Below are 26,189 nucleotides of genomic sequence, written 5' to 3'. Positions count from 1 at the left end.
CCATCATCACAATGGACGACCCCGCGTGGCCCGCGGCGCAACCGGTCACGCCATCGCGGCCGCCAGGCTCGCCCGGTTGGCGACGCCCTTCTTCGCCATCACGCGCCGCAGATGCGTGCGGACCGTCGACAGCCCGATCCCGAGCGTGCGCGCGACGTCCTTGTCGGTGTAGCCGGCGGCGACGAGCCGCGCGACGTCGCTCTCGCGTTCGGTCAGCCCGGTACACGCATGCTGCCGCCTCAGCAGCGCACGCCGGAAAAACGGTTCGATGCCGTTCAGCAGCAGCTTGTCGCGTTCCGTGAAGTCGGGCCGGCCTTGCGCACGCCAGATGCGCAGGTCACCGACGTGCGTCGCGCCGTCGAACGCATAGACGTTGATCCCGTGGTGCATGCCATCGCGGCTCAGGAAATCGCTGTAGAACGCGGTGCGCTCCAGATCGCGGCGGCTCATCACCTCGTCGACGCAGGTCGCCACGCGGCGCGCGCGCAGTTGCGGCGTGACCGGGTCGATATGCTGGAACCACGCTTCGTACCGCGCGATCTGCGACGGGTCGAGGTTGTACGAGAACCCGTTGCGCCAGAGCCCGGTTTGCGCGTCGCAATCGAACGATGCGGCGAAATCCGCACGCATCAGCTGCGTGATCTCGGGCAGCACGACGCTCCTCACGTCGACGATCGGCCCGAGCGCTTCCAGGCGGGCGACGATGTCGCCGAACAGCCGGAGTTCGTCCGGCGTGATATCGGCCACGGCAAGGTTCATGATGCGGCCGCGATTGTCGCCTGCCACTGCGCGGCCACGCCGGCGTAATCGTTGACCTTGAAAGCCGAGCCGTCCTGGACATGAACCCAGCCGAGCGTGCGGCCGGCCAGCGGCTTGTCCTGGTCGTCCGTCGCAATCTTGACGATCGCATGCGCCCGGATGTGCACGACACCGTTCGGATAGTCCGACGAAGGGTTCGCCAGCGTCACCGTCACGAACGGGCCGAGATCCTGCAGCAGTTGCGCAGCCGGCGGATTGTCGGCCATCAGCAGCGAGCCGCCCTTCACGCGGTCGTCCACGCGGATGGCCATGCTGTCCGGCCGCCGGTGCGCGGCGGTCGGCAGCGACATCCACAGCACGTGCGCCGGGTTGAGATAAACCACATCGGGATCGCCCATCGCGTCGCGGGTTTCAATCCGGGGTATCGGCATGCAGCGTCTCCAGTCGAATAGCGGGCACCGCGGGCGGGTGCGCCGGCACCATGATGATGCCGCAATATGTCGGCTTGCAACGTGCCCGTCGACGCTGGCGCGACCACCCGTGACCGGGAAGCCGCGCCACGCGCACGTCATTGCCTGGCCGGCGCGCCGATACCGTCGATATCGGGCGCCCAGCCCGTCGGATTGGCGAACTTCAGCGTGTTGGCGCTTCCCTGCTTGAACGCGCCAGTCACCGTCAGCGTCGACACGTTCCCCCATCCGCCCGTCGACGGGAACGACACGGACACGGGTGCCGCGCCGTCGAAGCTGAGCTGCGCGCTACGCGCCGCCGAATCGCCGTTCACGTAGGCGATCACGACGCTGTAGGTGCCGTCCGCCGCCACCGAGATGCCGTTGATCGTCAGCGTGCCGTTGCTGGTCCCGTCACCGTTGCCGATATAGCCGACGTCCTGCCCGCCCGAGCACGCGCCGCATGACGACACGCGCGCCGCACCGCCGAGCGTGTTGCCGGCCGCCTCGGCCTCGTAGGCCAGCGGCGGCGGCGGCGGAACCTTCACCGGGCCGGCCACCACGGCGATCGACGTGACGTCGGGTGCCGCGGTCGTGCCGCCGAGACCCGACAAAGTCAACGTGTTCTGCCCGGACTGCAGGTTGACGAAGACCGTCACCGTGCCGACGGCATTGCCGGTGGGCGGAAACGCGAGCGTCGTGCCGTTGCCGCCATTCGCAGCGAGCTGTGCCTCGACGGTTTCCGTCCCGGTGTTCAGGTAGGCAATCTGCACATAACCGCCCGCCGTTTGCGAGCTCACGTTATTGAACGTCACCGCGCCCAGCCCCGTCACCTTCTTGCCGCTTGCACACGCCGCGCAGTCCGCCACCGTCGCGCCACCCGACAGCGTGCCCGGCAGGTACGTGGTCGACGGCAGGTCCGTGCCGCTCAGCACGAGCATCACGGTGCCGCCGGCCGGCACACTCGCGACCGTGTAGGAACCGGTGGCCGCGCCGAGGTCCTTGTGCGCCCAGACGTCGCGGACGGTCGCCGACGTACCGGCCGCCAGGCCCAGTTGCTGCCACGTGACCGTCATGTCGCTTGCCGCCGTGCCGTTGTTGAACAGCAGAACCGCGCGTTTGCCTGCGCCGGCCAGCAGCTTCGCCCACACCTGCTGCCCGTTGGCGTCCGCGACCTTCAGCCCCTGCAGGCCCAGCACGTCCTGGTCGATCGCGATCAGCTCGGGATTGGTGAGCAGGCTCACCGTATCGCTCGACAGCGACTTCGACAGGTCGTTGCCGAGTATCATCGGCGCGCCGGCGATGGCCCACAGGTTCACGTGCGCAAGATCGTTCGCCGCCGTCATGCCCATGCCGGCCACCATCATGTCCGGATCGTTGTAGTAGCCGGTGTGCTGGCCTTCGGGGTGATAGTTGCCGTTGAAGTTGCCGAGCACCGAGCCGAACTTCGGCACACCGCTCCCCGGCCCGTAGATGTCGCCCGTCGTGCGCCACGACGTCGCGATACCGGCGCCCCAGTCCCAGGGCCCCAGGTTGTAGTCGGGATAGCCGCTTTTGCCGAGCGTGCCCCAGTCGCACATGTTCAGTACCAGCCGCTTTCCGGTGGCCAGATAGGCTTTCTGAATCGCCTGCGAGATCGCCGTATAGGCTTGCTGCGGATCGTATCCGGCCGCGCTGCCGCCGCACCAGTCGACCTTGACGAAGTCATAGCCCCATTGCGCGAACTGCAGGAAATCGTGATCGTAGTGCGCGTAATCGCTGCCGACGAAATGTGTGCCGTTCGTGTTGCCGCAGCCCTGCGGCCCGGAGTCGATATAGATGCCTGCCTTCAAGCCCTTGCCGTGAATGTAGTCGGCCATCGCCTTCATCCCGCCCGGCCACTGGTTGGTGGGATTGCCGTTCATGTCGACGTTGAGGATGAAGTTGCCGTTCGCGTCGCGCTTTCTCGACGTCCACCAGCCTTCGTCGATATTCACATACTGGTACTTGTTGCCCGTCGCGAGGTTCGCATTCAGCGCGGCCAGCCCGTCCGCCTGCGCCTTGATCGTATCGAAGCTGACGTTTTCCTCGAGGCTGTTCCATGACGACCAGCCCATCGGCGGCGGATTCACCGCGATCTGCTGCAGTGCCGTCGGCGACGTACCCGTGGTGGTCGTGCTGCCGCCCGTCGTCGATGTCGTGCCGGTGGTCGAGGTCGTTCCGGTCGCCGACGTGCTCGTTCCCGGCGACGAACCGACATCGTCGCCGCCACATGCGGACAGGCCGATCGCCGCCGCCGCGAAACATATCATCAATATTCCTAAATGATTTGTGCGCTTCATCTCCGTCTCCAGATTATTGTGAACGACGCACGTCGATCAGCATCGTGCGCGTACGCAGATTAATGACGTTCGTTTCCCTGTTTCAATCTTTGCAGCACGCGGTCACATATTGGGAGATGACGGTTTTCCGGTTGCCAGTCGCCTTGTCGTTAATGGTTTAAGTAATTGACCTCGAAAACCCAATCTTTGGAAACTTGATCGACTGAACGGAAACAATTCCGATCACTATTGCCGGTTTAACGCGAAACCTGACAGGCGTATCGCCTTGCCGTGACCGGATTGGCTGCCGGACCTTCCGGCCGCCTCGCCTACCCTCGCGACGTTGCGTGCGCGAGCTTCGCCACCAGTTCGTCGTACACCACCCGGATACGCCGCGGCATCGGGCCGCGCCGCGGCCGATACACGTGCAGCTTCCACGGCTCGGGTTCGAGGCTCGGCAACACGCGCACCAGGCGCCCCTTCTGCACGTACGGCCGGACCAGGTACTCCGAGCACTGGCCGAACCCGGCTCCGGCGCACACGGCCTCGATCTCCACCTCGGTATCGTCCGTCATATAGGCCGGCGACGACGGGACGAAGTGTTGCTCTCCCCGAAAGATCCACGGCCACGCACGACCGCTCGCACGGTCGATCAGGCACGTCACCGGCATCGCTTCGAGTTCCTTGCGGCTCCTCGGCTCGCCCAGCCGCCTGACCAGCGACGGCGCGCCCACGACCCACATCGGCAACGGCCCGATCATGCGCGCGACAAAGCGGTTGTCGCCGATCGCCCCGACGCGCACGCCGATGTCGATCTGTTCGTCGACCACCGGCGACGGCACATCCGACAGCCGCAGGTCGGGCACGAGGCCCGGATACCGCTGCATCAGTTCGGTCAGGATCGGCTGCACGTAATGACGCCCCATGCCTGACGGCGCCGTGATCCTGACGATGCCGGCCGGTTCGTCGACCTGAGCGGCCGTGGGCTCGAACAGCCCGTCGACGGTGGCAAGCGCCGCCTGCGCGTCGCGCGCGAACGACTGGCCGAACGCGGTGATCCGGATGCTGCGGGTAGTCCGGTGAAACAGCGTTTCGCCGAGCATCTCCTCCAGTTCGCGCACCGCGCGCGTCACGACCTGCGGCGACACGCCGAGACGCGCCGCCGCCTCGCGGAACGTGGGCGCCGCGGCAGCCGCGGCAAGGATCTTGAGGGGATCGAGTCGGTTGAGCATGGCGAACCTTTCTGACGTTCCCGAAGCAACGGGTTTAATTCCGTCACCGGGAATTCTGAATGCGCGATTGTTCCATTTTATTGCGGCAGTCGAGCGACCACAATGAGCACCAGACGTCGCTTTGACGTGGATGGTCAACCACTCGGGAGAAACGCATCATGAACGCAAGCACACAAACCGCCCAACTCTCAGGCCGCATCGCCGTGGTGACGGGCGCCAGCTCCGGCATCGGCCGTGCATCGGCGATCGAACTCGCGCGACGCGGCGCGAAGGTCGTCGTCAGCGCCCGGCGCAAGACCGAACTCGACCGGCTGGTCGACGAGATCGTGACGGCCGGCGGCGAAGCCCGCGCATTCGCCGCGGACGTCGCGAACGAAGACGATCTGCGCAAGCTCTTCGATTTCACGGTATCGACCTATGGTCGACTCGACATCGCGTTCAACAATGCCGGTACGGAAGGCGTGTTCGCGCCGCTGCTCGAGCAGAATGCCGAGACGTTCGACAAGGTCTTCGAACCGAACGTGCGCGGGGTCTTCAACTCGATGAAGTACGCGGCCGAGATCATGCTGCGCCAGGGGTCGGGCAGCATCATCAACAACGCGTCGATGGGCGGCCTGATCGGCTTCGAGAATGCGTCGGTCTATATCGCGAGCAAGCACGCGGTGATCGGGATGACGAAGACGGCGTCGATCGAGTGGTTCAAGCGCGGCGTCCGCGTCAACGCGCTGTGCCCGGGGCTGATCGAAACGCCGTTCCATCATCGCGGCATCTGGCCGTCGGACGACGCGCAACAGGCGTTTGCCGCGTCGACACCGGCCGGACGGTGGGGCTCCGCCGAGGAAATGGCGACGATCGTCGCGTTCCTCGCGTCGGACGACTCCAGCTATGTGTCGGGGCATGCACTCGTGGCCGACGGCGGCTATTCGGTTGCATGACGCGCCGGGCGCGATCCGCGGCGCGGCTTCACGGCGCCGCTGCCGCCATCTCCCGTTTCGCGTGAAGGCGCAATGCCAGCCACGCGATCCCGACCGCGACCGCGCCGACCACGCCGCCGAACGTGCCGACCCACGGCAGCCCGTAGTCGCCGGCGATATGGTTGCCGATCAGCGCGCCCGCGCCGATGCCGACGTTGTACAGCCCGGAGAAGATCGACACCGCGAGGTCGGTCGCCTCCGGCGCCAGCTTCAGCACCCACGCCTGCATCGCGAGGCCGAAGCAGACGATCGCCCCGCCCCAGACCAGCGTATGCACGGACAGCGTGACGATGTTCAGCGCGCACGGGAACAGGATCAGCAGGCAGCCCGACAGCGCGACGATCGACGCCAGCAGGAATTTGTCGGGCTCGCGCGGGTACACGCGATTGAAGCAGATCGCGGCCGGCAGGCCGGCGACGCCGAACAGGATCAGTACGTACGTGATCCGGCTGCTGCTCGCGTGGTTCACGCTCTGGACGAACGGCTCGATATACGTGTACGACGTGAAGTGCGCGGACACGACCAGCACGGTGATCGCATAAAGCGCCACCAGTGCCGGCTTGCGCAGGAACACGCCGATGCTGCTCAGCGACCCGGCGCCCTGGCTCGGCAGGACCGGCAACGCGGCGCGCAGCAACAGCGCGGCCCCGCCCGCGGCGCCCGCGATGATCAGGAACGTGACGCGCCAGCCGAACGCCTCGCCGATCACGCGCCCGAGCGGAATGCCGGCGACCATCGCGATCGCCGAGCCCATCGCGATCAGGCTCAGCGCGCGGCTTTTGCGGTCGCTCGGCGCGAGCCGCACCGCGAGCGGGACGGAAATCGACCAGAACACCGCATGCGCGCACGCGATGCCGAGCCGGCCGATCATCAGTACCGTGAAATTCCATGCGACGCCGGTCACGATGTGGCTGCCGATGAACACCAGCAGCGCGCCGACCAGCAGCTTGCGGCGTTCGACGTGACGCGTGACGAACGTCAGCGGCAGCGATACGACGGCAACGGCCCACGCGTAGATCGTCAGCATCAGGCCGACGGCGGTCGGCTGCATCTGCAGGCTGTCGCCGATCGCGCTGAGCAGCGCGACCGGCACGAATTCGGTGGTGTTGAAGATGAAGGCGGTGAGTGCCAGGGCCAGTACGCCCCACCACGAGTGCCTGGAACTGATGGCGTCCGGTGTTGCCATGCGTGGAATCGACGAGACGAGGGTTGGGGGCGCATACGGTACATGTGGCTCGGACCCGATGAGGAAGGCCCGGCGCGGCACATCGGCGCGATTGTACCAGCGGCACATGACACGACGCGGCAGGGCCCGGCGGCGGGACATGGCGATGACACGGCCGTGCGCCGATAATGTGTCGACCAGCATTCTTGCGGGCGCTTCGCCCGATTGTCACCGGACCAGGAGAATCACATGCGCATTGAAACGTCATTTCTGTTCGATCTCGACGGCACGCTCGTCGATAGCGTCTATCAGCACGTGCTCGCATGGAAGGAGGCGCTCGATGCCGAGGGCATCGAACTGTCGGTGTGGCGCATCCACCGCAAGATCGGGATGAGCGGCGGCCTGTTCCTGAATCAGCTGCTGCGCGAGACGGCGGGCGACATCGACGCCGAGCGCGTCGAGCGGCTCGCGCGGCTGCATGCGGCCGCCTACCAGCGGCTGCGCGCGCAGGTGCGTCCGCTGCCCGGTGCGCGCGAGTTGCTGGCCGCGCTGTCGAGCGCGGGCATCCGCTGGGCGATCGCCACCAGCGGGCGGATGGAAACGGCCGCCATCAATCTCGAGGCACTCGGCGTCGATCCGGCGAAGCAGGTGGTCGTCACGCGCGACCAGGTCAAGTATGCGAAGCCGGACCCCGACCTGTTCCTGACCGCGGCCGCGCAGCTGAACGTGCCGATCGAACACACGGTCGTGGTCGGCGACAGCATCTGGGACATGCTCGCCGCGGCCCGCTGCCGCGCGCTCGGCGTCGGGCTGCTGTCTGGCGGCTACGGCAGCGACGAACTGGAACGCGCGGGCGCACTGCGCGTGTATGACGACCCGGCCGACTTGCTGTGGCATCTCGACGAGATTGCCGCGCGGCCCTGAGCCATCGGGTTCGGCGAAACCCGTCCGGTCAGTCGTCGTCGATGCGCTTGTCGATCAGGTAGCGGCCACGCTCGACACCCGCGAGCAGCGCCTCGTTCTCGGTCAGCCACTCGGGCCCGGCGGCCGGCGGCGCGGCCAGCTCGATGCGCTCGCCGCGGACAAACACCTGCACCTCGTCGCGCCACGCGCCGCTGTCGTTGCGCCGTGCCCACACGCGGATCTCGTGGCCGCGATACGGGTCGCGAATCTGTGCGTCCTGTTGCTGTTGCATGATGGCCCCCAGTGCCTGTCCGAGACGACAAGGCAAAAATGCGCGCCGCTTGCGTGCGTCATGCGTCGGTGATGTCGGCCCCGGACTCGCTCTCGTCGTGCCGCTGCACGCGCTGCACACGCCTCACGACCGACAGCCCGCTGGCCGTCAGCGCGGGCCGGCGTTCGCCCGACGCATGGTCGCGTTGCATCACGATCAGATGCTGCTCGACCAGCGCGACAACGTCCTCGCGGTCGATCTGGATCTGTTCCGGCGCGCGATACGCGAGGAACAGCGTGGCAAGTTCATGGGCAGTCAGCATGTTCGTTTCCCCGTTGACGGCTTCGCGCGACGCGGCAACGGCGCAGCATCGACGTGCAGCGCCATGCGTGCGTGCGTGCTAGCATTCCGCGACGCGCTGCGAGCGGTCGGGCGTCCGGCTCATCGTCGCACGACGCCCAGCAGCAGCGTGACCACGAAGATCACGACGAAGATGTAGAACAGGATCTTCGCGATCTCGGCCGCACCGGCCGCGATGCCGCCGAAGCCGAATACGCCCGCGACAATCGCGATGATGAAAAAGATGATCGCGTATCGAAGCATGGATACCTCCTGGATGACCGCGCTCGTCACCGCACGTCGTCTTCGGTCACGCATCGTGCGGGTGTCCCGGTGTGCCGCGCACCGGCGCGGCGGCGATTGTCCCCGGCTCGTTCCTGCTCATCGAGCCGATCGGCTGTTTCTTCTGCATGGCGGCACGCCAGTCACGCGGCGTCGCGCCGACGCAGATCCGCCGGCGGAATCTTCATCGCCTGGCGATACTTCGTCACGGTGCGGCGCGCCAGCAGAATGCCGCGGCCCTCGAGGTTGTGCGTGAGCGCGACGTCGGACAACGGATCGGTATGCCGCTCGGCCGCGATCATGTCGCGGATCAGCACCTTCGCGGCCGCGGCCGAGCACACGCCCTTGCCGGCCGCCTCGAGCTTGCGCGGGAAGAAATGCTTGAACTCGAACGTGCCGTGCGGCGTGGCCATGTACTTGTTGCCGGTCGCGCGCGACACGGTCGATTCGTGCAAATCGAGTGCTTCCGCGATGTCGCGCAACACGAGCGGCTTCAGCGCGATCTCGCCGTAGCGGAAGAAGTCGCGTTGCCGCGCGACGATGCATTCGCCGACGCGCTGGATCGTGTCGAAGCGCTTCTGCACGTTGCGGATCAACCAGCGCGCCTCCTGCAATTGCTGGCCGAGCGGCGAATCGCGCTCGCCGCTCGACTGCGCGAAGAGCGTCGCGTAGCGCTCGTGCAGGCGCGCGTGCGGCAACACGGCCGGGTTGATCGTCACGATCCAGTCGTCGCGCACCTGGCGCACGATCACGTCGGGCACCACGTAGTCGCCGCGCGTACTGCCGTAGTGATCGCCGGGGCGCGGGTCGAGCCCGCGCACCAGTGCGCAGGCCGCCTGCATCGTCTGCTGGGTGCAGCCGATGCGCCGCTGGATCTCGGCGGTCTCGCGGCGTGCAAGCCGTTCGAGATGCTCGGATGCGATCGCTTTCGCTTCCGCGAGCGCCGGCGTGCCGGCCGCCATCGCGTCGAGCTGCAGCACGAGACATTCGGACAGCGACCGCGCGGCCATGCCCGGGCGGTCGAGCATCTGCACGAGGCGCAGCGCGATCGCGAGATCCTGCTCAGACAGCAACAGCGCCGGGTCGGCCGCAATCAGCAGTTCAGGCAACGTCTGCCGCAGGTAACCGTCGTCGTCGAGCGCATCGATCACGATGCGCGCGGCTTCGCGATCGCGCTTGTTCAGCGGGTAAAGACGGAGCGCATCGTGCAGTTGCTGATGCAGAGACGGCTCGGCGGCCATCCATTCGCCGGGAGACAGGCCCTCCGCGTCGTCGCCCTGGCGGCCCGAGCCGCGCGGCGCGGGTGCGGCCGTCAACGGGACCTCGCCGTCCGGCGGGCGGACTTCGCCGGATTCGGGCGCCGCTTCGGGCGCGGCTGCTTCGGTCGGCTGCACGGTTGCATCGGCACGGGTTTCCTCGTCGCCCTGGCCGTCTTCGAGAAACGGATTCATGTCGAGCGCCTGCCGCAATTCCTGTTGAAATTCGAGCGACGACAACTGCAGCAGCCGCAGCGACTGCTGAAGCCTCGGCGTAAGTGCCAGATGCTGACGCACCTGTAGCGCAAGCGTGATGGACATCGAAAGTCCTCCTGACGGTTCGTTCGCGATATTTCGTCTACAGGATTCACGCAGCTTTCGTGCCAATCCGGCCAAGCACGTCGTGTCGCGGCTCTCGCGGGTTCGTACCCCGTCGCGCAACGTATCAGGGCCGCTTTTTTACAAGTCGTCGGCAAGTTTTGGGCACGCATTTCGCGCGTCGGCTGATTCTCGTTTCGACACGCACACGCTCGAACGCGTGTCGCAATCGAAGCGGACGTGAGGACCATGTGCCGCCTCGGCACGCGATCGGCCGAACGACCGCGGCATCACGCGTCGTGCCGCGTCACGCGCACGATCTTGTCCGCCAGCGCCCGCACGTCGACCGGCTTGCACAGATAGCCGTCGAACCCGGCGTCGAGCGCGCGGCGTTCGTCGGCGAGGCCGGCATGAGCGGTGACGGCCAGCACGCGCACGTCGGGCGAACCACCGTTGCCGTTCGTGCCCTTGCGCCGCAACGCATCGAGCAGCCAGAAGCCGTCGCCGTCCGGCATCGCGAGATCCGACAGCACGACCGTCGGTTGCATGCCCGCGGCCACGGCGAGCGCCTCGCGGCCCGTCGACGCGATCGCGACGGCCGCACCGAACGTCGTCAGCGCGGCCGTGAGGCTTTCGCGTGTCGTCGCATCGTCGTCGACGATCAGGATGCGTTGCGTGTCGAGCAGCGGCGCATCGCGGTGACCGTCCGCACGGGCGATCCCCCACGCTGTCGCGCCGTTCGCGTGCCAGCCGGCCGGCAGCGTCACCGTAAACGTCGCACCGCGATTGCGGCCCGCGCTCCTGGCGGTCACGCTGCCGCCATGCAGCTCCGCGATATGCCGCACGATCGACAGGCCGAGGCCCAGCCCGCGCCGCGGCGACGCCGGCGAATCGTCCGCGCGGCGGAACATGTCGAACACGTACGGCAGGAATGCCGGCACGATGCCCTGCCCCGTGTCGGCCACGGTCAGCACGGCCTGCGTGCCCTCGCGCACGAGCCTGACCGTCACGCGACCGCTGCCCGGCGTGAACTTGAGCGCATTCGACACGAGGTTCGACAGCATCTGCCGCAGCCGCTCGGCATCGCCCGACACGACGCAGGTCGTTGCCGCGCAGTCGAACTCGAGCGCGATGCCGGCCGACGACGCGGCCGTCTGGAACGCGCCGACCGAATCGGAGAACAATTTCACGAGATCCACCGGCATCGCGTCGAGCTGCAGCTTGCCGGTCGCGAGCGACGATGCATCGAGGATGTCGCCGACCATCCGCGTGAGCGAACGGGCGCTACGGTCGATCGCATCGATGGCCTGCTGCTGCAGCGCGCTGTCGCCCGAATTGCGCAGCACCTCGACCCAGCCGTAGATCACGTTCAGCGGCGTGCGCAGTTCGTGCGACACCGTCGCCAGCAGTTCGTCCTTCAGGCGGTTCGACGTAGCGGCCTGGTCGCGCGCATCGCGCGCACCCTGCAGCGAACGTTGCGCACGCAAGTCGCGGCGGCGTTGCGCACCGGCTTCGCGCAGCGTCAACGACAGCGCGACGCGTGCGCGCGCGTCGCCGTGCACCGGGCCCGCCGACACCGTCGCGCGAAAACGCCGGCCGTCACGCCGCACGCACAGCAGGTCGATCGGCCCGACCGCTTCGCGCATGTCGTCGAGCGCTTCTGCAAACGGCTTGCGCTTCAGCCAGCGCATCGCGACCAGCGATTCGAATGCGCGCCCGCGCGCATCGCCTTCCTTGTAGCCGAACATGCGCTGTGCGGCCGGGTTCCAGCTGACGACGCAGCCGTCGATGTCGATGCCGACGATCGCGTCCGGCGATGCGTCGACGACGGCGCGCTGCAACCGCGCCGCGTCGGCACGCGCGCGATCGGCGCCGGCGTTGCGCAGCAGCAGCACGGCGCCGTCGACGTTGCCGTCCGCATCGCCGAGCGGCGACGCGACCTCGACGACCGGCACGGGCTCGCCGCCGTCCGCCAGCAGCCAGTGGCGATCCGACACGACACCCGCGCCGCCGAGCGCAAGATCGAGCGGCGTCGCGCCGACGCGCCGGCCATCGCGATCCACGATCCGCAACACGTCGCGCGCGGCGCGGCCGATCGCGTCCTCCGGCCGGCAACCGACGAGCGCCGCAGCCGCCGCGTTGAGGTAACTGAGCCGCCCGTTCGTGTCGGTGGCGATCACGCCGTGCGGCAGCGCCTGCAGCACGGCATCGAGCCGCCGGCGCGAAGCCGCTTCACGCCGGCTGGCGGCGTCGTTGGTGAGTCGCGCGTGACGCAGCATCGACGCGATCGCACACGCGAGCGCGCAAACCAGCACGAAGGTGCCGAGGCGCACGAGCCGCTCGGGCAGCGGCTGCGTATAAGCGGCGGGATCGGACAGGAACAGCGTCCAGACGAGCAGGCCGCTGACCACGGTCGCGACCATGCCGAACAGGAACGACGTCGCCCATGCGACGCCCGCAAGCAGCGGGTAATACAGCACGAGCGGCAGGTTGACGCCGCCGAAGCGGATCGCGAGCGCCTGCAGCACGGTCGCGATCGCGACCAGCATCACGGGCGTCACGTAGTTGCCGGCGCGTGTCCGCGAGAGATCAGTCATCGGTCGCGCTCCTGCCGGCCGGTTCGGTGGGCGGCATCAGGAATCCGGCTTGTCCGCTTCGTCTTCGAGCTGCGCGAGCCGGTTGTAGATCGTCTTCAGGCTGACGTCGAGCACCTCGGCCGCCTGCGCCTTCACGCCGCCGCATTGCGCGATCGTACCGAGAATCAGCCGCCGGTCGACCTCCTCGAGCGGCGTGCCGAACGGCACGGTCACGCGATCCTCGTGCGAATCGGCCATGCTCGACAGTTCGTCCATGATCGGCGGCGGCAGCGTGTCGATCACGTCGCCGTCGCTGAAGATGCTCGCACGCTGTACGAAGTTGCGCAGTTCGCGCACGTTGCCGGGCCATGCATGGGTTTTCAGTGCGTCGCGCGCGGCCGGTGCGAAACGCAGGTGCCGGCCGCTTTCCTCGTTGAACTGCTGCAGGAACGCATCGGCCAGCATCGGGATGTCGTCGCCGCGATCGCGCAGCGACGGCAGCGGGATCGGAAACACGTTGATCCGGTGGAACAGGTCGGGCCGCAGCTTGCCGTCGGCCATCGCGGCTTCCGGATCGCGGTTCGTCGCGGCGACGATGCGCACGTCGACGTCGATCTCGCGCGTCGAACCGAGCCGCGTGAGGCGCCCCGTCTCCAGCACACGCAGCAGCTTGACCTGCGATTCGGGCGGCATCTCGGTGATCTCGTCGAGAAACAGCGTGCCGCCGTCCGCGCGTTCGAAAAAGCCCTTGTGCTGCCGCTCGGCGCCGGTGAAGCTGCCGCGATCGTGGCCGAACATCTCGCTCTCGACGAGGTTCGCGGCGATCGCACCGCAGTTCACCGCGAGAAACGGGCCACGGCGGCGCAGGCTCAGGTCGTGCACGGTTTGCGCGGCCAGCTCCTTGCCGGTGCCCGATTCGCCGGTGAGCAACACCGATGCCTCGGTACGCGCGACACGGCCGATCGCGTCGTAGACGGCCTGCATGGCAGGCGAGCTGCCGAGCATGCGGCCGAAGCGGCCGAGACGCATCAGTTCCGAGCGCAGTTCGGCGATTTCCTCATGCAGTGCGGTCGTGCGCGGCACACGTGCGAAGATGCTGTTCAGCCGCTGCATGTTCAGCGGCTTCACCAGGTAGTCGGTCGCCCCGCGCCGCAGTGCGTCGATCGCGGTTTCGAGGCTCGCGTGGCCGGTGGTCAACACCATTTCGCAGTGCGAACGCTTCGGCAACGCATCGAACAGATCCATCCCGTTGCCGTCCGGCAGCACGAGATCGCACAGCACGAGGTCGGGGGGGTGCGTCGTGACGAGCGTGCGCGCTTCTTCGAGCGTCGCGGCCGTATCGCACGCGAGTTGCTGCGTGCGTGCAAGCGCCGCAAGCATCGTGCGCGTGTCGGCGTCGTCTTCGACGATCAGGACATAAGGCATCGTCGCTCCTTGTGAGGCGGCCCGGCGCGCAGATCGGCCGGGACCGCGGCCGGTTGCAGCGCGGTCCGGCCGCCGCTTGCGCGACGACACTTCACGATCGATGCGCTCGTGCGGACTGGCTGTCCTCCCGTGAAAAGCGGTCCTTGTCAGTATAGAAGAGGCATGTCGCGCATTCGCCGATCATCGAATAAATCTATCCATGCGGGCGGCCTGCATTGCCAGAATCAATGCGTCACGATCGGTAAGAACGTCGTCGTCGTTGAACGAATCATGCGGTGTTTAGCCAGTTCCGATGCCGCGTTTACGTGTTTCGTCGCGCCGTCAGGTCAAACTTTCCGGCGTGGCATTTCGCATGTCGAGAGCGCGCGGGGCGCGTTTTCGTTCGATTCCGACCCTGCGCTTCGGACATCACACGCGTCGGCCTGCTCGAATCGCCGATGAGCGTCGCCGTCGTGGCCGCGACCGGCAGCCGCGCGATCGGCGTCGGAATCGGCGTCCGAATCGGCGTGCAGCCGAGCCGCTGTTCGGCGCGTCGAAGGGTTCGGCGCGTCAGCCGCTCGCAGCGCCGCTGCCGCCGTCGCGCGCGTTCGAGATCGCTTCGACGAGTTTCAGTTCGTCGTCGATCGACAGCGTCGTATCGATCACCTCGCCGCCGAACGGCGCGAGCGCCGCACTCAGCGCGTAGATGTCGAGTTGCGTCGCGGCGAGCCCGAGCGATACGGTGCCGGGGCGCGCCTTGCGCGCGACGCGGTCGGTCAGCGCGTCGTCCACCGGCCGCTCGCGCCACGCGTCGAGCGACGATTCGATGTGCTCGACCACACTGTCGAGCAGCGATCCGGACGGCACGCGGCCGGGATCGACCGAATGCGTGCGCAACTGTCCGTCGGTCGTGCACTCGACGATCACGACGCCCGACAGCGCGACGACGTGCCGGTCGCGCAACGTCCCGAGTTCGGCCATCACGCGGCGGGCCGCGTCGAGATCGGGATAGGACAACACGATCAGCGTGTTCATCAGCGACTCCATGCAATCGAATGGCCGCGTTCCGCCACGCCGCGCTCAATGCGGCAGCCCGAACGCGGCCTTCAGGCTCGCGACGATCATCTGCATCGCGATCGCCGCGAGAATCATCCCCATCAGCCGCTGCGTGACGGCCGTCACGCGCGGCGACAGGTAGTGGCCGATCACCGGCGCCGACAGCAGCGAGACGGCCAGCAGCACGAGAAACGCGGCCAGCCCGAGCGCGAACGCAAGTTCCTGCCCGGTCGAGAACGCACTGTGCCCGAGCACGATCATCGTCGCGATCGTGCCGGGTCCGACCAGCAACGGGATCGTCAGCGGATAGATCGCGACGCTCTCGGCCGCCGCCGGATCGGCGCCCTCGTCGTCGCCCGGCGCATGCTGGCGGCTCGGCGAACCATGCAGCATCGACAGCGCGATCAGCAGCACCAGCAGCCCGCCCGCGAGGCGGAAGTCGTCGATCGTCAGGCCGAACACGTGCAGGATCGCGCCGCCCGCGACGGCCGACACGATGCAGCCGACCGACACGCCGATCGAGGCCGTCAGCGCGACCTTGCGGCGCACGCCGTCCGCCGCGCCTTCGGTCAGCGACAGGAACACCGGAATGTTCGCGATCGGGTTCATGATCGCGAACAGCGCCGCGAACACCTTGATGGAGAAGGTCAGGTCGAAGGCCACAAGGTCGCTCCCGTATCGTGCGGCAGGTCGAGGACGGATTCGGGCCGGTTTCCGGTGCGCGGCGCGCGCCGTGCTGATACGATCGACGCACCGCGTTCACGCACGACGGAGGGCCCCGACCGATGCAAGCCACCGACACTTTCATGGATCACGAGATTCGCGTCGAAGCGACGCGCAACGCGAACGGCGCGTGGGTCGCGCAGGTGCGGATCTTCCGCGACGGCGCGCCGGTCGACCTGCCCGCGCCCGAGCTCGTCACGCCCGAATGGCTCACGTGCGACGAGGCGCTGCGCGGCGGCATCGACCAGGGCCGCGTGATCATCAAGACGCGCGACCGGTAACGTCGCGCGGTTCATCGCCGCATCGTCGGCCGGCATCGCACCGTGCGTTTCATGCATCGAAATCGAGGTCGCCGATCAGGATCTCGCGGTCGCGCTGGGTCCGTGAGCTGAAATCCACCGGCAATTCCATCTGCCAGCGCTCGATCGTGACCGGCAGCGCCGCGAGATAGCGGTCGAAGCGGCTGCGATCGGGCTCGGCCAGCAGATCGGCGATCGCATCGTCGCGCCACGCGAGCCGGGCATTCAGCCGGTTCGGCAGCCCGACCGTCGACGTGAGGCCGATGACGTCGACGCAGGTCGGGCTGCCCTGCCCGTCGTGCGGCACGACGTCGACCTTCACGTCGCCGGGTTGGTACAGGCCGAGCAGGCGCGCCGCGATGCGCGGCGCGAACTCGGTTTCGAAACGGGCACGGACGTCGGGGTTCATCGCTTCTCCACTCAAGATTCGGATCGTGTCGTCACGCCGCTGTCACGCGGCTGCAATCTGCTGCTCGAATGCCGCTTCCGCTTCCAGGCTGGCGCGATCGCGGCCAACCGTCACGACCGCGAGCCGCGTGTTGCCGCGCCAGTACGCGATCGAGCAGTCGTGCGCGCCGAGGTCGCCGTCGATCTCGACGCGATCCCATTGCTCCGCATGCCCGACATAGTTGATCGTCAGGTCGTAATGCTGGCTCCAGAAAAACGGCACCGCATCGAACGGCCGCTGCTGGCCGAGCATGTTGCGCGCCGCGACGATGCCCTGCCGCTCGGCGACGACCCAGTGCTCGACGCGAATCCGCTCGCCCGTCAGCGGATCGGGCCAGCGTGCGATGTCGCCGGCCGCGTAGATGCCGGGCGCGCTCGTCTGAAGGAAACGGTCGACCGTCACGCCGCGTTCGACGGCGAGCCCGGCGTCCTGTGCCAGCGCCACGTTCGGATGCACACCGATGCCGACCACCACGACATCGGCCGGCAGCACGTCGCCGGTCGACAGCGTCACGCCGTCCGGTGTGATTTGCGCGGGTGTCGCGCCGAGATGGAACACGACGCCGTGCGATTCATGCAGCGCCTTGATCGTATCGCCGAGCGCGTCGCCAAGCACGCGCGCCATCGGACGCTCGTCGGGCGCGACGACCTGCACGTCGAGCCCGCGCGTGCGCAACGCGGCGGCCGCCTCCAGGCCGATGAAGCTCGCGCCGACCACGACGCAGCGGCGCGCCGTTTTCAGCTTGCCGATCAGCGCGTCGCAATCGGCACGCGAGCGCAGTACGCATACGTGCGGCAGGTCGGCGCCAGGCACGGTCAGCCGGTTCGGCTCGGCGCCCGTCGCGAGCAGCAGCGCGCCGTATCCGACGCGGCTGCCGTCGGCCAGCTCGACCGCATGCTGCGCGGGATCGATCCGCACGACTCGAACGCCGCACCGGACGTCGATGTGCCGGTCGGTATAGAACGACGGCGCGCGCAGCGGCAGCCAGTCGGCGTCAGCCGTACCCGCGAGGTAATCCTTCGACAGATTCGGCCGGTCGTACGGCGGATCGGCATCGGCGCTCAGCAGCGTAACGGGATGCGGATAACCTTCCTGCCGCAGCGTCACGGCCGCCGCGATCGCAGCGGCGCCGCCGCCGACAATCACGACCGACGCAGGCAGCCCGGCTGCTGTCAGCGCAGGCGGCACCGCGGCCGGCCGCGCATCGAGCACGACGGCGCGGCCATCGCGACGTTCGACGCGCCAGCACGTCAGGCCGTCGAGCGCCGGCGCGCGCTGCAGCTCGCCCGTGCGCAGGCAGAACGCCGCGTGATGCCACGGGCAGCGGATCGTGTCGCCGACCAGCAGGCCGTCGGCCAAGGGGGCGCCGTAGTGCGGGCAATTCGCGCCCACGGCGAACAGTTCGTCGGCACGGCGCACGAGCAGCACCGCTGCCTCGCCGACATGGCCCTCGATCATCGCGCCGTCGGCGATATCGTCGAGCGCAATGCCGGCCGCGAGATCGGGGCGCGAAGACGAATCGTCGCTTGCAGTCATGACGTGGCTCCCGGAAAGTCAGGTAACGATCCCATTATCGACATCCCTCCTGAAAAGAACAGGTACAGACGCCCCGCAGCGCACGCAAACACGGACTGTAGCTTGCATGCGATCCATGACGGGCGTAGAACGTCATCAACGTTGCGGCGCAACACGCCCGCCGCCCGCGGGGCACGTCGCGTGTCCCGCGCAATCCGCGTGCCGCCTTCATACCCTCATCAGGAGCGCTCCCGATGGCCACCGTCCTGTGCGTGCTCTACCCCGATCCCGTCGACGGCTATCCGCCGCGCTACGTGCGCGACGCGATTCCGGTCATCACCCGGTATGCGGACGGCCAGACCGCGCCGACGCCGGCCGGCCCGCTCGGCTTCCGGCCCGGCGAACTCGTCGGCTCGGTGTCCGGCGCGCTCGGGTTGCGCGGCTACATGGAAACGCACGGCCACACGCTGATCGTGACGAGCGACAAGGACGGCCCCGATTCCGAATTCGAGCGCCGGCTGCCCGAAGCCGACGTGGTGATTTCGCAGCCGTTCTGGCCCGCGTACCTGACGGCCGACCGGATCGCCCGCGCGCCGAAGCTGAAACTCGCGCTGACGGCCGGGATCGGCTCCGATCACGTCGACCTGGACGCCGCGGCGCGCGCGCACATCACCGTCGCCGAAGTCACCGGCTCGAACAGCATCAGCGTCGCCGAACATGTGGTGATGACGACGCTCGCGCTGGTGCGCAACTACCTGCCGTCGCATGCGGTCGCGCAGCAAGGCGGCTGGAACATCGCCGATTGCGTGGCGCGCAGCTATGACGTCGAAGGGATGCATTTCGGCACGGTCGGCGCCGGGCGCATCGGGCTCGCGGTACTGCGCCGGTTGAAGCCGTTCGGCCTGCAGCTGCACTACACGCAGCGCCACCGGCTCGACGCCGCCGTCGAGCAGGAGCTCGCGCTCACGTATCACGCCGACGCCGCGTCGCTGGCGAGCGCCGTCGACATCGTCAATCTGCAGATCCCGCTGTACCCGTCGACCGAGCACCTGTTCGACGCGGCGATGATCGCGCGGATGAAGCGCGGCGCGTACCTGATCAACACCGCGCGTGCGAAGCTGGTCGACCGCGATGCTGTCGTGAATGCCGTCACGTCAGGGCATCTCGCGGGCTACGGCGGCGACGTGTGGTTTCCGCAGCCGGCGCCGGCCGATCATCCGTGGCGCTCGATGCCGTTCAACGGGATGACGCCGCACATCTCGGGCACGTCGCTGTCCGCGCAGGCGCGCTATGCGGCCGGCACGCTGGAGATCCTGCAATGCTGGTTCGACGGCAAGCCGATCCGCAATGAATACCTGATCGTCGACGGCGGCACGCTCGCGGGAACGGGCGCGCAATCGTACCGGCTGACTTGACGCGACGCGCTACGCGCGGCGCACGACGGTACGTTCAGTCGAGACAGTGCGCGGCGAGCTTGCCGACGGTCACGACCGCCTGCTCGATCTCCGGCGACCACGGGCTGCTGTAGTTCAGCCGGATGAAGTTCCGGTAGCTGTCCGCGATCGAGAACATGTAGCCGGGCCCGATCGTGATGCCCCGTTCCAGCGCGAGCTGGTACAGCCGCATCGCGTCGACCTGCGCGGGCAGCTCGATCCACAGCACGTAGCCGCCCGCCGGGCTCGAAATGCGCGTGCCTTCCGGGAAGAACCGCGACACCATCGTCCGCATCAGGTTCGCCTGCTGCGCGTACGCCTTGCGAATCCGCCGCAGATGATGCTCGTAGCCGTCGCGCTCCAGAAACTCCGCGATCGCCAGTTGCGGCAGCGACGGTGTCGCGAGCGTGTTCAGGAATTTCAGCTTCTCGACCTGCTCCCGATAGCGGCCCGGCAACGCCCAGCCGATCCGGTAGGCGGCCGTCAGGCTCTTCGAGAACGACGAGCAGTGCAGCACGATATCGTGGCGGTCGAACGACTTCAGCGTGCTCGGATGCATGTTGCCGAAGTACAGTTCGTTGTACACGCCGTTCTCGATGATCGGCAGGTCGGCTTTCGTTGCGAACGCGACCAGTTCGCGCTTGCGCTCGTCGGGCATCTGGAAACCGAGCGGGTTCTGGAAGTTCGGCATCACCATGCACGCGGCGATCGGCTGCGACTTCGCGATCGCGGCCAGCGCCGCGATGTCGATCCCGTATTCCGGATGCGTCGCAACCTCGATCGCCTTCATCCCCATCCGCTCGATCGCGTGCAGCATCGCATAGAACGTCGGCGACTCCACCGCGATCGTGTCGCCCGGCTTCGCAACGGCCTGCAGGCACAGGTTGATCGCCTCCGTCGCGCCGACCGTCACGATGATCTCGTTCGGATCCACCGACATCCCGTTTTCCAGGTAGCGGCGCGCAATTTGGCGAATCAGGCGCGGATGGCCCGGCGGCAAGCCGTCCGTCACGCCCCACAGCGACTTGTCGCGGCCGGCTGCGTACGCATAGCGGTTCAGCTTCTCGAACGGAAACAGGCTCGGGTCCGGATACGGCGAGCCGAGCGGCACCGCGTCGTCCGTGCCGATCGAACGCAGCGTCGACAGCACGAGCCGGCTCACGTCGACCGACGACGAGATCGCGATCGGCTTCGACGGCCGCAGCTCGCGCACCGGCGCGTGACCGTCGTCGCGACGCAGGTTCACGAAATAGCCCGACTGCGGCCGGCTTTCGAGCAGCCCGCGGCTTTCCAGCAGCAGGTAGGCATGCAGCACGGTCGTGATGCTGATCCGGTGCTGCTGGCTCGCCTGCCGCACCGAGGGCACACGATCGCCGTGTCGATATACGCGTTGCCGGATGAGTCTCTCTATGTCGTTTGCAAATTTCTCGTAGAGCTTCATCCGCCTCGCCCCGCCAGCGGTGAACTGGCCTGCGATGCATGGGCGGCACGGCCGCGCCGACACACGAAGCCGGGTAGCCGTGCCCGGGCGCGGGCGTCCCGGTTCGAACCTCGTCCGTTACCGAAATTGAAGGCGGGTAGCAATGCGAATCTCATCAAGACAAGGTTCGGCATCCTACTGCGTCATTTCGACGAATGTAAGTGACAGTTTGGCGAGGAAACCTCAAATCCGGCGCGCGTGGTGAACAGATTCGCACGCGACGGCGCGGGCCTGCACCGGCCCGCATGCACTCACGCGTCGTCGACGTTGTCCGCGTAGTGGTCGATCGCGACCTTGCACTCGTCGAACACCACCGTCAGCAGCGCGACGTCGTTCGACTCGACCCACTTGCGAATCTGCAGGAACTGGCCGGTGCCGAGATCGGCGAGGCGGCCCGGATCGTCGGTCGTCACGTCGACGGTCGCGATCGCGCGGTTGCCGTTGCCGGGCAGCGGCGCCAGCGTCGCCGCGATGTCGAAGCGGCGGTACGATTGATCGATGCGCATGCGGTTCTCCCGAATCAGTTCGAAAAAATGTGTGCTCAACCGAGCGCCTGGCGGAACACCTTGCCGCCGAATCCCGTCACGACGTTGTCGACCGAGAACGGCGTGTCCTCCTTCGCCTCGACGATGACGGCGACGCTGCCGGGTGCGAGCCGCGCGGCCACTGCCTCGACGAAGCTGCCGTCGAGCAGCGCATTGCCGGCCGCATCCGCGAGGATGCCGGCGCCCGCGCCTGCCGCCATGCCGGTGACCACGCCGAGCGGCCCCGCCAGCAGGCCGAGCAGGCCACCCGCGATCGCGCCGATCACGCCGCCCTTGAACGGCCGCGATTCGGCCGCGAGCACCGCGAGCTTGCCGGCCGCGTCCTTCTCGACGACGACACCGTTCTCGATGTGGAATCCTTCATTCTTCTCCGACAGCGCCTCGAAATCGTTCACGGCCTGATGGGCCGTGTCGACGCTGCCGAACACGGCGACGATCAGTTGCTTGGTCATTCGACACCTCGCTCGGTTGGATGATCAGGTGTGGCGGCCACAACGCATGCGGCGCGCCGGGGTTCGCATTCAGATGCCCGTTGCCGCGACGCGTGCGCGGGCCGCATCGGCATGCGTATGCGCGGCCGCCTGCTGCAACCCGGCGACCGATGGCGCACGTGCGCGCGCGGCATCGGCGTCGTACGCGTCACGTGCCTGCCGGTAGGCGTCCGACGATGCGCGCTGCAATTCGATGGCCCGTGCCGTTGCGACGGATTGCGGTTTCATGCAACACCTCCTGCGGAAACATGGTGGGCGCAAGCGTCATGCCGCTTGCCGTTTACCTGCGCGCGTGCGCATCTTCCTCGACATCGTCGACGTCCGCCGGAAAGCGATGCTGGCCGAAACTGAGGATCAGCACGCCGACCGCGAGCAGCACGATCCCGAAGGTCGTCATCAGCATCCGCTCGGGGCTGTCGGTCGCGCCGCGCAGGATCAGGTCGCGTGCAAGCGACGTCATCGCAATGAACAGAGGAAACCGCACCGGCAGCCGGCCGAGCCGCAAGTAGCGCACGTCCATCGCGAGCACTTCCAGATACAGGAACATCAGCAGCAGGTCGGTCAGCGACACCTCGCCCGCGAGCACGACCTTCCACGCTTCCTGCGTCATCGCGAACGCGGTCGCGAGCCCGATCACGATCAACCCGGCCAGCTCGGCCGCATGAAGGAAGTGACCGAAACGGCGACGGATGCGCTCGGCCGGCGAACAGGAAATGGTAGACGTATTCAAGGCGACAGTCGGTGTGAGGGGGCGTAAGCGGCGCCGGGCGGCGGGAAATCGGGGCAATGCGCGGCATCGCAGGCATCCGGCGCAGGCACATGAGCGGCACCGGTCGCCTGCTCGACCGCGGACAGCGTGCGGCGGCAGCACACGTGGAACGCGTCGCCCGCATCGGTGCAGGCCACGTCGTCGTGCTCGCGGCACAGCAGCAGGCGGCAGCCGAGATAGCGTTCGAGCGAATCGATCCGGTCGCTCACCTGCGCCTCGCCGAGCTTCAGTTCCGCCGCGGCGCCGGACAGGCCGCCGTGCTCGACCACCGCGACAAACACGCGCATCGCTTCCAGCAGGTTCATGGTGACGCTCCTCGTCGGCGGCACAGCGGGACCTAATCTACTGCACGCGGCACGCACGCTCAAGAGCACAGCGCCGCAGGCGCCAGGAGTACAGCTGCGCGGGCCCCGCGCAAAATCCGGCCCCGTTTGACGCAATCGAATGACAGTTTGCCGATACGTGTTCCAAAGACCCGCTGAAGCTGCTAGATTGCATGCTCGACGACGTTACGCGGTGCGCGCAGGTCACGCGCCGGGCGGCCGGCCGCCGCTGCTGCGGCCCGTTGCGCGATGCCCGCGCAACGTCCTTCATCCGCATGTCACAAAGAGAACAGTCGCATGACACAGTTCAACCGAACGCCCTCGCGCGCCGCGGCAGCCACGGCCCGTCCGTCCCGACATGACTGACCGGCAGGCCGCGATGCAGACTCCTCCCCCGCTCTCCCAGGCCGTTCACAGCACGATCACGCGCAGCGCGATCTTCCTCGTGGCGACGATCAATCCCGGTGCCGATCACGCTGACACGATTCGTTCATGGTGCGGCGACATCGCCGCGCTCGTGCGCTCGGTCGGCAAGCGCGTGCCGGGCGGCAACCTCACGTGCGTGTGCGGCTTCGGCGCCGACGCGTGGGATGCGCTGTTCGGCGATCCGCGCCCCGCGTCGCTGCATCCGTTCCGCGAATTCGGCGCCGGCCAGCGCGTCGCGGTCGCGACGCCCGGCGACATCCTGCTGCATATCCGCGCCGAAGCGATGGACCTGTGCTTCGAACTCGCGACGCAACTGCTCGGCGCGCTCGGCGATGCGGTGACCGTCGTCGACGAGGTGCACGGCTTCCGCAATTTCGACCAGCGCGCGATGATCGGCTTCGTCGACGGCACCGAGAACCCGGAAGGCCGCGAGGCGGTCGACTTCACGGTGATCGGCGACGAGGACGCCGAGTTCACGGGCGGCAGCTACGTGATCGTGCAGAAGTACCTGCACGACATGGCCGGCTGGAACGCGCTCGCGGTCGAGACGCAGGAACGCATCATCGGCCGCACCAAGCTGTCCGACATCGAACTCGCGCCGGACGTGAAGCCGTCGTGCTCGCACAGCTCGCTGACCACGCTCGACGAAGGCGGCCAGGAAGTGAAGATCCTGCGCGACAACATGCCGTTCGGGCGCCCGGGCGCCGGCGAGTTCGGCACCTTTTTCATCGGCTATGCGCGCTCGCCGGCGCCGATCGAGCAAATGCTCGAGAACATGTTCGTCGGCCGCCCGCCGGGCAACTACGACCGCCTGCTCGACTACAGCCGCGCAGTCACCGGCTCGCTGTTCTTCGTGCCGTCGGCCGACCTGCTCGAAGCGCTCGCCGACCGCGCGGCGCCGGCTGCACACGCCGCCCCGCCGGAATCCTCGTCGTCCGCGCCGCATCGCGACGGCTCGCTGAAAATCGGCTCGCTGAAAGGAACCAAAACCCATGAATAACCTGCACCGCGAACTCGCCCCGATCTCGTCGTCCGCCTGGGAACAAATCGAGGAGGAAGTGGCGCGCACCTTCAAGCGTTCGGTGGCCGGCCGCCGCGTCGTCGACGTCGATGGCCCCGAGGGCCCCGAACTGTCGGCCGTCGGCACGGGGCACCTGACTGAGGTCGCCGCGCCGCGCGAGCACGTGAGCGCACGGCTGCGCGAAGTCCGCACGATCGTCGAGCTGACGGTGCCGTTCGAACTGAGCCGCGAGGCGATCGACAGCGTCGAGCGCGGCGCACGCGACGCCGACTGGCAACCGGCGAAGGAAGCCGCGCAGCGGCTCGCATTCGCCGAGGACAACGCGATTTTCGACGGCTACCAGGCGGCCGGCATCGTCGGCATCCGCGAAGGCACGTCGAACCGCAAACTCACGCTGCCGGCAGACGTCAGCGCGTATTCGGACGCGATCAGCGACGCGCTCGAGGCACTGCGCCTCGCCGGCGTCGACGGTCCGTACTCGGTCGTACTCGGCTCGGACGCCTACACCGCGCTCAGCGAAGCGCGCGACCAGGGCTATCCGGTCCTCGGCCATATCAAGCGCATCGTCAGCGGCGAGATCATCTGGGCGCCGGCGATCAGCGGCGGCTGCGTGCTGTCCATGCGCGGCGGCGACTACGAGCTGCACCTCGGGGAAGACGTATCGATCGGCTACACGAGCCATGGCGACAAGGCCGTGCGCCTGTACCTGCGCGAGACGTTCACGTTCCTGATGCTGACGAGCGAAGCATCGGTGACCGTGGCGCCGCAGGGCAACACGGCGGCCTGACCCCGGTTGCCCGCGCGCGATGCCCGAGCCCGGGCGTCGCGCGCGACCGGCCGCGCTGCCGCGCCGCATGTTCGTCGCCGATCGAGCCCATCCTGCATGGAGAGATTGTCATGAGCGATACGAATGATGCACTGCAGACGCTGCGGGCGTCGGTCGACACGTTGAAGCAGACCGTCGACGCGAACGCGGGCAGCCAGGCCGGCGACACCGCCGTGCTGTTTACCGTCGTGTCGCTGATGCTGGCCGAGCTGCCGCCCGACACGCGCAACCTGATCGAGGATTCGTTCTCCGTCTGGGCCAATGGTCTGCCGAATGCGGCATTGTCGACCGACGTGAAACAGATCGCCCGGCAACGGCTCGCGATGAAACTCTCCGACTGATCGCGGTTCCCCACGGTTGCGCCATGTCCGGCCCGATCCGTGCAACCCGCCCTCTCCTTCGCCGGCCCCACGGCGCGCACCGGCTGCGGCGCGTGCGCGGCCGGACGTAACCGGTTCGCCCACGCCACCGGTGCGCGCGTCATGCCGCGCGCGACCCTCCGCTTCGCCGTCCGAGCGCCGGCGGCCGGCCCCCTGCGCGCCGATGTCGCACCGCGCGCCGTTCGCGTTCCGCTTGCCCCCGCTTCCGGGCACCGCGTGCCCCGTC

Annotated in this window: 28 protein-coding genes; 7 read left to right on the top strand and 21 right to left on the bottom strand. The window is 67.8% G+C overall.

Annotation, left to right across the window (positions count from 1 at the left end; genetic code table 11):
- Positions 1-45 precede the first annotated feature (45 nt).
- The 4 genes from HWX87_RS32575 to HWX87_RS32560 all read right to left on the bottom strand — a co-directional run bounded on the left by HWX87_RS32575 (position 46) and on the right by HWX87_RS32560 (position 4,740).
- Positions 46-759 (bottom strand): helix-turn-helix transcriptional regulator, encoded by a 714-nt coding sequence (locus tag HWX87_RS32575; protein ID WP_176051052.1) that lies wholly within the window; start codon positions 757-759, stop codon positions 46-48.
- Positions 756-1,190, bottom strand: a complete 435-nt coding sequence (locus tag HWX87_RS32570; protein WP_176051051.1) for a hypothetical protein — start codon at positions 1,188-1,190, stop codon at positions 756-758. Before HWX87_RS32570 ends, HWX87_RS32575 begins: the two co-directional genes overlap by 4 nt.
- Before the next feature lie 137 nt (positions 1,191-1,327).
- The gene (locus HWX87_RS32565; RefSeq protein ID WP_244137801.1) at positions 1,328-3,499 is read right to left on the bottom strand and encodes an alpha-galactosidase; all 2,172 of its coding nucleotides are present in this window, start codon (positions 3,497-3,499) and stop codon (positions 1,328-1,330) included.
- A gap of 338 nt (positions 3,500-3,837) precedes the next feature.
- Positions 3,838-4,740, bottom strand: a complete 903-nt coding sequence (locus HWX87_RS32560; RefSeq protein WP_176051050.1) for a LysR family transcriptional regulator — start codon at positions 4,738-4,740, stop codon at positions 3,838-3,840.
- A gap of 158 nt (positions 4,741-4,898) precedes the next feature.
- Between HWX87_RS32560 and HWX87_RS32555 the strand changes: the two genes are divergently transcribed.
- Positions 4,899-5,675, top strand: coding sequence for a glucose 1-dehydrogenase (locus HWX87_RS32555; protein WP_176051049.1), 777 nt, complete (start codon positions 4,899-4,901; stop codon positions 5,673-5,675).
- A 28-nt stretch (positions 5,676-5,703) separates the two neighbouring features.
- Here the strand turns inward: HWX87_RS32555 and HWX87_RS32550 are convergent, their stop codons facing one another.
- Entirely contained in the window at positions 5,704-6,900 is a 1,197-nt protein-coding gene (locus HWX87_RS32550) for a sugar transporter (RefSeq protein WP_176051048.1), read from the bottom strand.
- A 228-nt stretch (positions 6,901-7,128) separates the two neighbouring features.
- On the opposite strand from HWX87_RS32550, the gene HWX87_RS32545 reads away from it, so the two are divergent.
- The gene (locus tag HWX87_RS32545) at positions 7,129-7,803 is read left to right on the top strand and encodes an HAD family hydrolase (RefSeq protein WP_176051047.1); all 675 of its coding nucleotides are present in this window, start codon (positions 7,129-7,131) and stop codon (positions 7,801-7,803) included.
- Between the two features lie 28 nt (positions 7,804-7,831).
- Here the strand turns inward: HWX87_RS32545 and HWX87_RS32540 are convergent, their stop codons facing one another.
- The 8 genes from HWX87_RS32540 to HWX87_RS32505 all read right to left on the bottom strand — a co-directional run bounded on the left by HWX87_RS32540 (position 7,832) and on the right by HWX87_RS32505 (position 15,947).
- Positions 7,832-8,074, bottom strand: a complete 243-nt coding sequence (locus HWX87_RS32540) for a DUF6566 family protein (protein ID WP_176051046.1) — start codon at positions 8,072-8,074, stop codon at positions 7,832-7,834.
- 58 nt (positions 8,075-8,132) lie between these two features.
- The gene (locus HWX87_RS32535) at positions 8,133-8,375 is read right to left on the bottom strand and encodes a hypothetical protein (protein WP_176051045.1); all 243 of its coding nucleotides are present in this window, start codon (positions 8,373-8,375) and stop codon (positions 8,133-8,135) included.
- A gap of 119 nt (positions 8,376-8,494) precedes the next feature.
- The gene (locus tag HWX87_RS32530; protein WP_176051044.1) at positions 8,495-8,656 is read right to left on the bottom strand and encodes a DUF1328 family protein; all 162 of its coding nucleotides are present in this window, start codon (positions 8,654-8,656) and stop codon (positions 8,495-8,497) included.
- Positions 8,657-8,817: 161 nt separating this feature from the next.
- On the bottom strand, positions 8,818-10,251 hold the full coding sequence (gene rpoN, locus HWX87_RS32525) for an RNA polymerase factor sigma-54 (RefSeq protein WP_176051043.1): 1,434 nt from the start codon (positions 10,249-10,251) through the stop codon (positions 8,818-8,820).
- A 287-nt stretch (positions 10,252-10,538) separates the two neighbouring features.
- Positions 10,539-12,845 (bottom strand): ATP-binding protein, encoded by a 2,307-nt coding sequence (locus tag HWX87_RS32520; protein WP_176051042.1) that lies wholly within the window; start codon positions 12,843-12,845, stop codon positions 10,539-10,541.
- A gap of 36 nt (positions 12,846-12,881) precedes the next feature.
- Positions 12,882-14,249: a sigma-54 dependent transcriptional regulator gene (locus HWX87_RS32515; protein ID WP_176051041.1), complete on the bottom strand. Its 1,368-nt coding sequence runs from the start codon at positions 14,247-14,249 to the stop codon at positions 12,882-12,884.
- Positions 14,250-14,798: 549 nt separating this feature from the next.
- On the bottom strand, positions 14,799-15,263 hold the full coding sequence (locus tag HWX87_RS32510; RefSeq protein WP_176051040.1) for a DUF1269 domain-containing protein: 465 nt from the start codon (positions 15,261-15,263) through the stop codon (positions 14,799-14,801).
- 45 nt (positions 15,264-15,308) lie between these two features.
- Positions 15,309-15,947, bottom strand: a complete 639-nt coding sequence (locus tag HWX87_RS32505) for an NAAT family transporter (protein WP_176051039.1) — start codon at positions 15,945-15,947, stop codon at positions 15,309-15,311.
- A 122-nt stretch (positions 15,948-16,069) separates the two neighbouring features.
- Here HWX87_RS32505 and HWX87_RS32500 point away from each other — a divergent pair, with 122 nt between their 5' ends.
- The gene (locus HWX87_RS32500) at positions 16,070-16,288 is read left to right on the top strand and encodes a DUF6566 family protein (protein ID WP_027792503.1); all 219 of its coding nucleotides are present in this window, start codon (positions 16,070-16,072) and stop codon (positions 16,286-16,288) included.
- 49 nt (positions 16,289-16,337) lie between these two features.
- Here the strand turns inward: HWX87_RS32500 and HWX87_RS32495 are convergent, their stop codons facing one another.
- Together HWX87_RS32495 and HWX87_RS32490 are read right to left on the bottom strand one after the other, a co-directional pair.
- Positions 16,338-16,715, bottom strand: a complete 378-nt coding sequence (locus tag HWX87_RS32495) for a DUF5594 family protein (RefSeq protein WP_176051038.1) — start codon at positions 16,713-16,715, stop codon at positions 16,338-16,340.
- A gap of 42 nt (positions 16,716-16,757) precedes the next feature.
- Positions 16,758-18,290: an FAD-dependent oxidoreductase gene (locus tag HWX87_RS32490; RefSeq protein ID WP_176051037.1), complete on the bottom strand. Its 1,533-nt coding sequence runs from the start codon at positions 18,288-18,290 to the stop codon at positions 16,758-16,760.
- A 233-nt stretch (positions 18,291-18,523) separates the two neighbouring features.
- Between HWX87_RS32490 and HWX87_RS32485 the strand changes: the two genes are divergently transcribed.
- Positions 18,524-19,684, top strand: a complete 1,161-nt coding sequence (locus tag HWX87_RS32485; protein ID WP_176051036.1) for an NAD-dependent formate dehydrogenase — start codon at positions 18,524-18,526, stop codon at positions 19,682-19,684.
- A 34-nt stretch (positions 19,685-19,718) separates the two neighbouring features.
- On the opposite strand, the gene HWX87_RS32480 is transcribed toward HWX87_RS32485, so the two are convergent.
- The 6 genes from HWX87_RS32480 to HWX87_RS32455 form a co-directional block, all read right to left on the bottom strand.
- Positions 19,719-21,143, bottom strand: a complete 1,425-nt coding sequence (locus HWX87_RS32480) for a PLP-dependent aminotransferase family protein (RefSeq protein ID WP_176051035.1) — start codon at positions 21,141-21,143, stop codon at positions 19,719-19,721.
- Positions 21,144-21,433: 290 nt separating this feature from the next.
- The gene (locus tag HWX87_RS32475; protein ID WP_176051034.1) at positions 21,434-21,688 is read right to left on the bottom strand and encodes a hypothetical protein; all 255 of its coding nucleotides are present in this window, start codon (positions 21,686-21,688) and stop codon (positions 21,434-21,436) included.
- Between the two features lie 35 nt (positions 21,689-21,723).
- Positions 21,724-22,179 (bottom strand): DUF1269 domain-containing protein, encoded by a 456-nt coding sequence (locus HWX87_RS32470; protein ID WP_175844718.1) that lies wholly within the window; start codon positions 22,177-22,179, stop codon positions 21,724-21,726.
- A gap of 69 nt (positions 22,180-22,248) precedes the next feature.
- A complete protein-coding gene (locus HWX87_RS32465) occupies positions 22,249-22,446 on the bottom strand; it encodes a hypothetical protein (RefSeq protein WP_176051033.1) in 198 nt (65 codons plus the stop codon).
- 52 nt (positions 22,447-22,498) lie between these two features.
- Entirely contained in the window at positions 22,499-22,948 is a 450-nt protein-coding gene (locus tag HWX87_RS32460; protein ID WP_176051032.1) for a phosphate-starvation-inducible PsiE family protein, read from the bottom strand.
- Entirely contained in the window at positions 22,945-23,292 is a 348-nt protein-coding gene (locus HWX87_RS32455; protein ID WP_176051031.1) for a LysR family transcriptional regulator, read from the bottom strand. The genes HWX87_RS32460 and HWX87_RS32455 overlap by 4 nt, the downstream gene beginning before the upstream one ends.
- A 376-nt stretch (positions 23,293-23,668) precedes the next feature.
- On the opposite strand from HWX87_RS32455, the gene HWX87_RS32450 reads away from it, so the two are divergent.
- The 3 genes from HWX87_RS32450 (at position 23,669) to HWX87_RS32440 (ending at position 25,924) form a co-directional block, all read left to right on the top strand.
- Entirely contained in the window at positions 23,669-24,736 is a 1,068-nt protein-coding gene (locus HWX87_RS32450) for a Dyp-type peroxidase (RefSeq protein ID WP_176051030.1), read from the top strand.
- Positions 24,729-25,544 (top strand): family 1 encapsulin nanocompartment shell protein, encoded by an 816-nt coding sequence (locus HWX87_RS32445; RefSeq protein ID WP_176051029.1) that lies wholly within the window; start codon positions 24,729-24,731, stop codon positions 25,542-25,544. The genes HWX87_RS32450 and HWX87_RS32445 overlap by 8 nt, the downstream gene beginning before the upstream one ends.
- A 110-nt stretch (positions 25,545-25,654) precedes the next feature.
- A complete protein-coding gene (locus HWX87_RS32440) occupies positions 25,655-25,924 on the top strand; it encodes a hypothetical protein (protein WP_176051028.1) in 270 nt (89 codons plus the stop codon).
- The last annotated feature ends 265 nt before the right edge of the window (positions 25,925-26,189 follow it).

It is taken from the genome of Burkholderia sp. BCC1644, assembly GCF_902833225.1.
Taxonomy (GTDB): Bacteria; Pseudomonadota; Gammaproteobacteria; order Burkholderiales; family Burkholderiaceae; genus Burkholderia.
This window is presented reverse-complemented; position numbering and strand designations above follow the sequence as displayed.

Bases quoted from the DNA above. Each gene is read 5' to 3' on its own strand.
- HWX87_RS32520 (WP_176051042.1), bottom strand. From the start codon at position 12,845: ATGACTGATCTCTCGCGGACACGCGCCGGCAACTACGTGACGCCCGTG.
- HWX87_RS32535 (WP_176051045.1), bottom strand. From the start codon at position 8,375: ATGCTGACTGCCCATGAACTTGCCACGCTGTTCCTCGCGTATCGCGCG.
- HWX87_RS32500 (WP_027792503.1), top strand. From the start codon at position 16,070: ATGCAAGCCACCGACACTTTCATGGATCACGAGATTCGCGTCGAAGCG.
- HWX87_RS32555 (WP_176051049.1), top strand. From the start codon at position 4,899: ATGAACGCAAGCACACAAACCGCCCAACTCTCAGGCCGCATCGCCGTG.
- rpoN (WP_176051043.1), bottom strand. From the start codon at position 10,251: ATGTCCATCACGCTTGCGCTACAGGTGCGTCAGCATCTGGCACTTACG.
- HWX87_RS32480 (WP_176051035.1), bottom strand. From the start codon at position 21,143: ATGAAGCTCTACGAGAAATTTGCAAACGACATAGAGAGACTCATCCGG.
- HWX87_RS32515 (WP_176051041.1), bottom strand. From the start codon at position 14,249: ATGCCTTATGTCCTGATCGTCGAAGACGACGCCGACACGCGCACGATG.
- HWX87_RS32495 (WP_176051038.1), bottom strand. From the start codon at position 16,715: ATGAACCCCGACGTCCGTGCCCGTTTCGAAACCGAGTTCGCGCCGCGC.
- HWX87_RS32560 (WP_176051050.1), bottom strand. From the start codon at position 4,740: ATGCTCAACCGACTCGATCCCCTCAAGATCCTTGCCGCGGCTGCCGCG.
- HWX87_RS32445 (WP_176051029.1), top strand. From the start codon at position 24,729: ATGAATAACCTGCACCGCGAACTCGCCCCGATCTCGTCGTCCGCCTGG.
- HWX87_RS32485 (WP_176051036.1), top strand. From the start codon at position 18,524: ATGGCCACCGTCCTGTGCGTGCTCTACCCCGATCCCGTCGACGGCTAT.
- HWX87_RS32465 (WP_176051033.1), bottom strand. From the start codon at position 22,446: ATGAAACCGCAATCCGTCGCAACGGCACGGGCCATCGAATTGCAGCGC.
- HWX87_RS32570 (WP_176051051.1), bottom strand. From the start codon at position 1,190: ATGCCGATACCCCGGATTGAAACCCGCGACGCGATGGGCGATCCCGAT.
- HWX87_RS32550 (WP_176051048.1), bottom strand. From the start codon at position 6,900: ATGGCAACACCGGACGCCATCAGTTCCAGGCACTCGTGGTGGGGCGTA.
- HWX87_RS32440 (WP_176051028.1), top strand. From the start codon at position 25,655: ATGAGCGATACGAATGATGCACTGCAGACGCTGCGGGCGTCGGTCGAC.
- HWX87_RS32470 (WP_175844718.1), bottom strand. From the start codon at position 22,179: ATGACCAAGCAACTGATCGTCGCCGTGTTCGGCAGCGTCGACACGGCC.
- HWX87_RS32490 (WP_176051037.1), bottom strand. From the start codon at position 18,290: ATGACTGCAAGCGACGATTCGTCTTCGCGCCCCGATCTCGCGGCCGGC.
- HWX87_RS32475 (WP_176051034.1), bottom strand. From the start codon at position 21,688: ATGCGCATCGATCAATCGTACCGCCGCTTCGACATCGCGGCGACGCTG.
- HWX87_RS32545 (WP_176051047.1), top strand. From the start codon at position 7,129: ATGCGCATTGAAACGTCATTTCTGTTCGATCTCGACGGCACGCTCGTC.
- HWX87_RS32540 (WP_176051046.1), bottom strand. From the start codon at position 8,074: ATGCAACAGCAACAGGACGCACAGATTCGCGACCCGTATCGCGGCCAC.
- HWX87_RS32530 (WP_176051044.1), bottom strand. From the start codon at position 8,656: ATGCTTCGATACGCGATCATCTTTTTCATCATCGCGATTGTCGCGGGC.
- HWX87_RS32575 (WP_176051052.1), bottom strand. From the start codon at position 759: ATGAACCTTGCCGTGGCCGATATCACGCCGGACGAACTCCGGCTGTTC.
- HWX87_RS32510 (WP_176051040.1), bottom strand. From the start codon at position 15,263: ATGAACACGCTGATCGTGTTGTCCTATCCCGATCTCGACGCGGCCCGC.
- HWX87_RS32450 (WP_176051030.1), top strand. From the start codon at position 23,669: ATGACTGACCGGCAGGCCGCGATGCAGACTCCTCCCCCGCTCTCCCAG.
- HWX87_RS32565 (WP_244137801.1), bottom strand. From the start codon at position 3,499: ATGATATGTTTCGCGGCGGCGGCGATCGGCCTGTCCGCATGTGGCGGC.
- HWX87_RS32455 (WP_176051031.1), bottom strand. From the start codon at position 23,292: ATGAACCTGCTGGAAGCGATGCGCGTGTTTGTCGCGGTGGTCGAGCAC.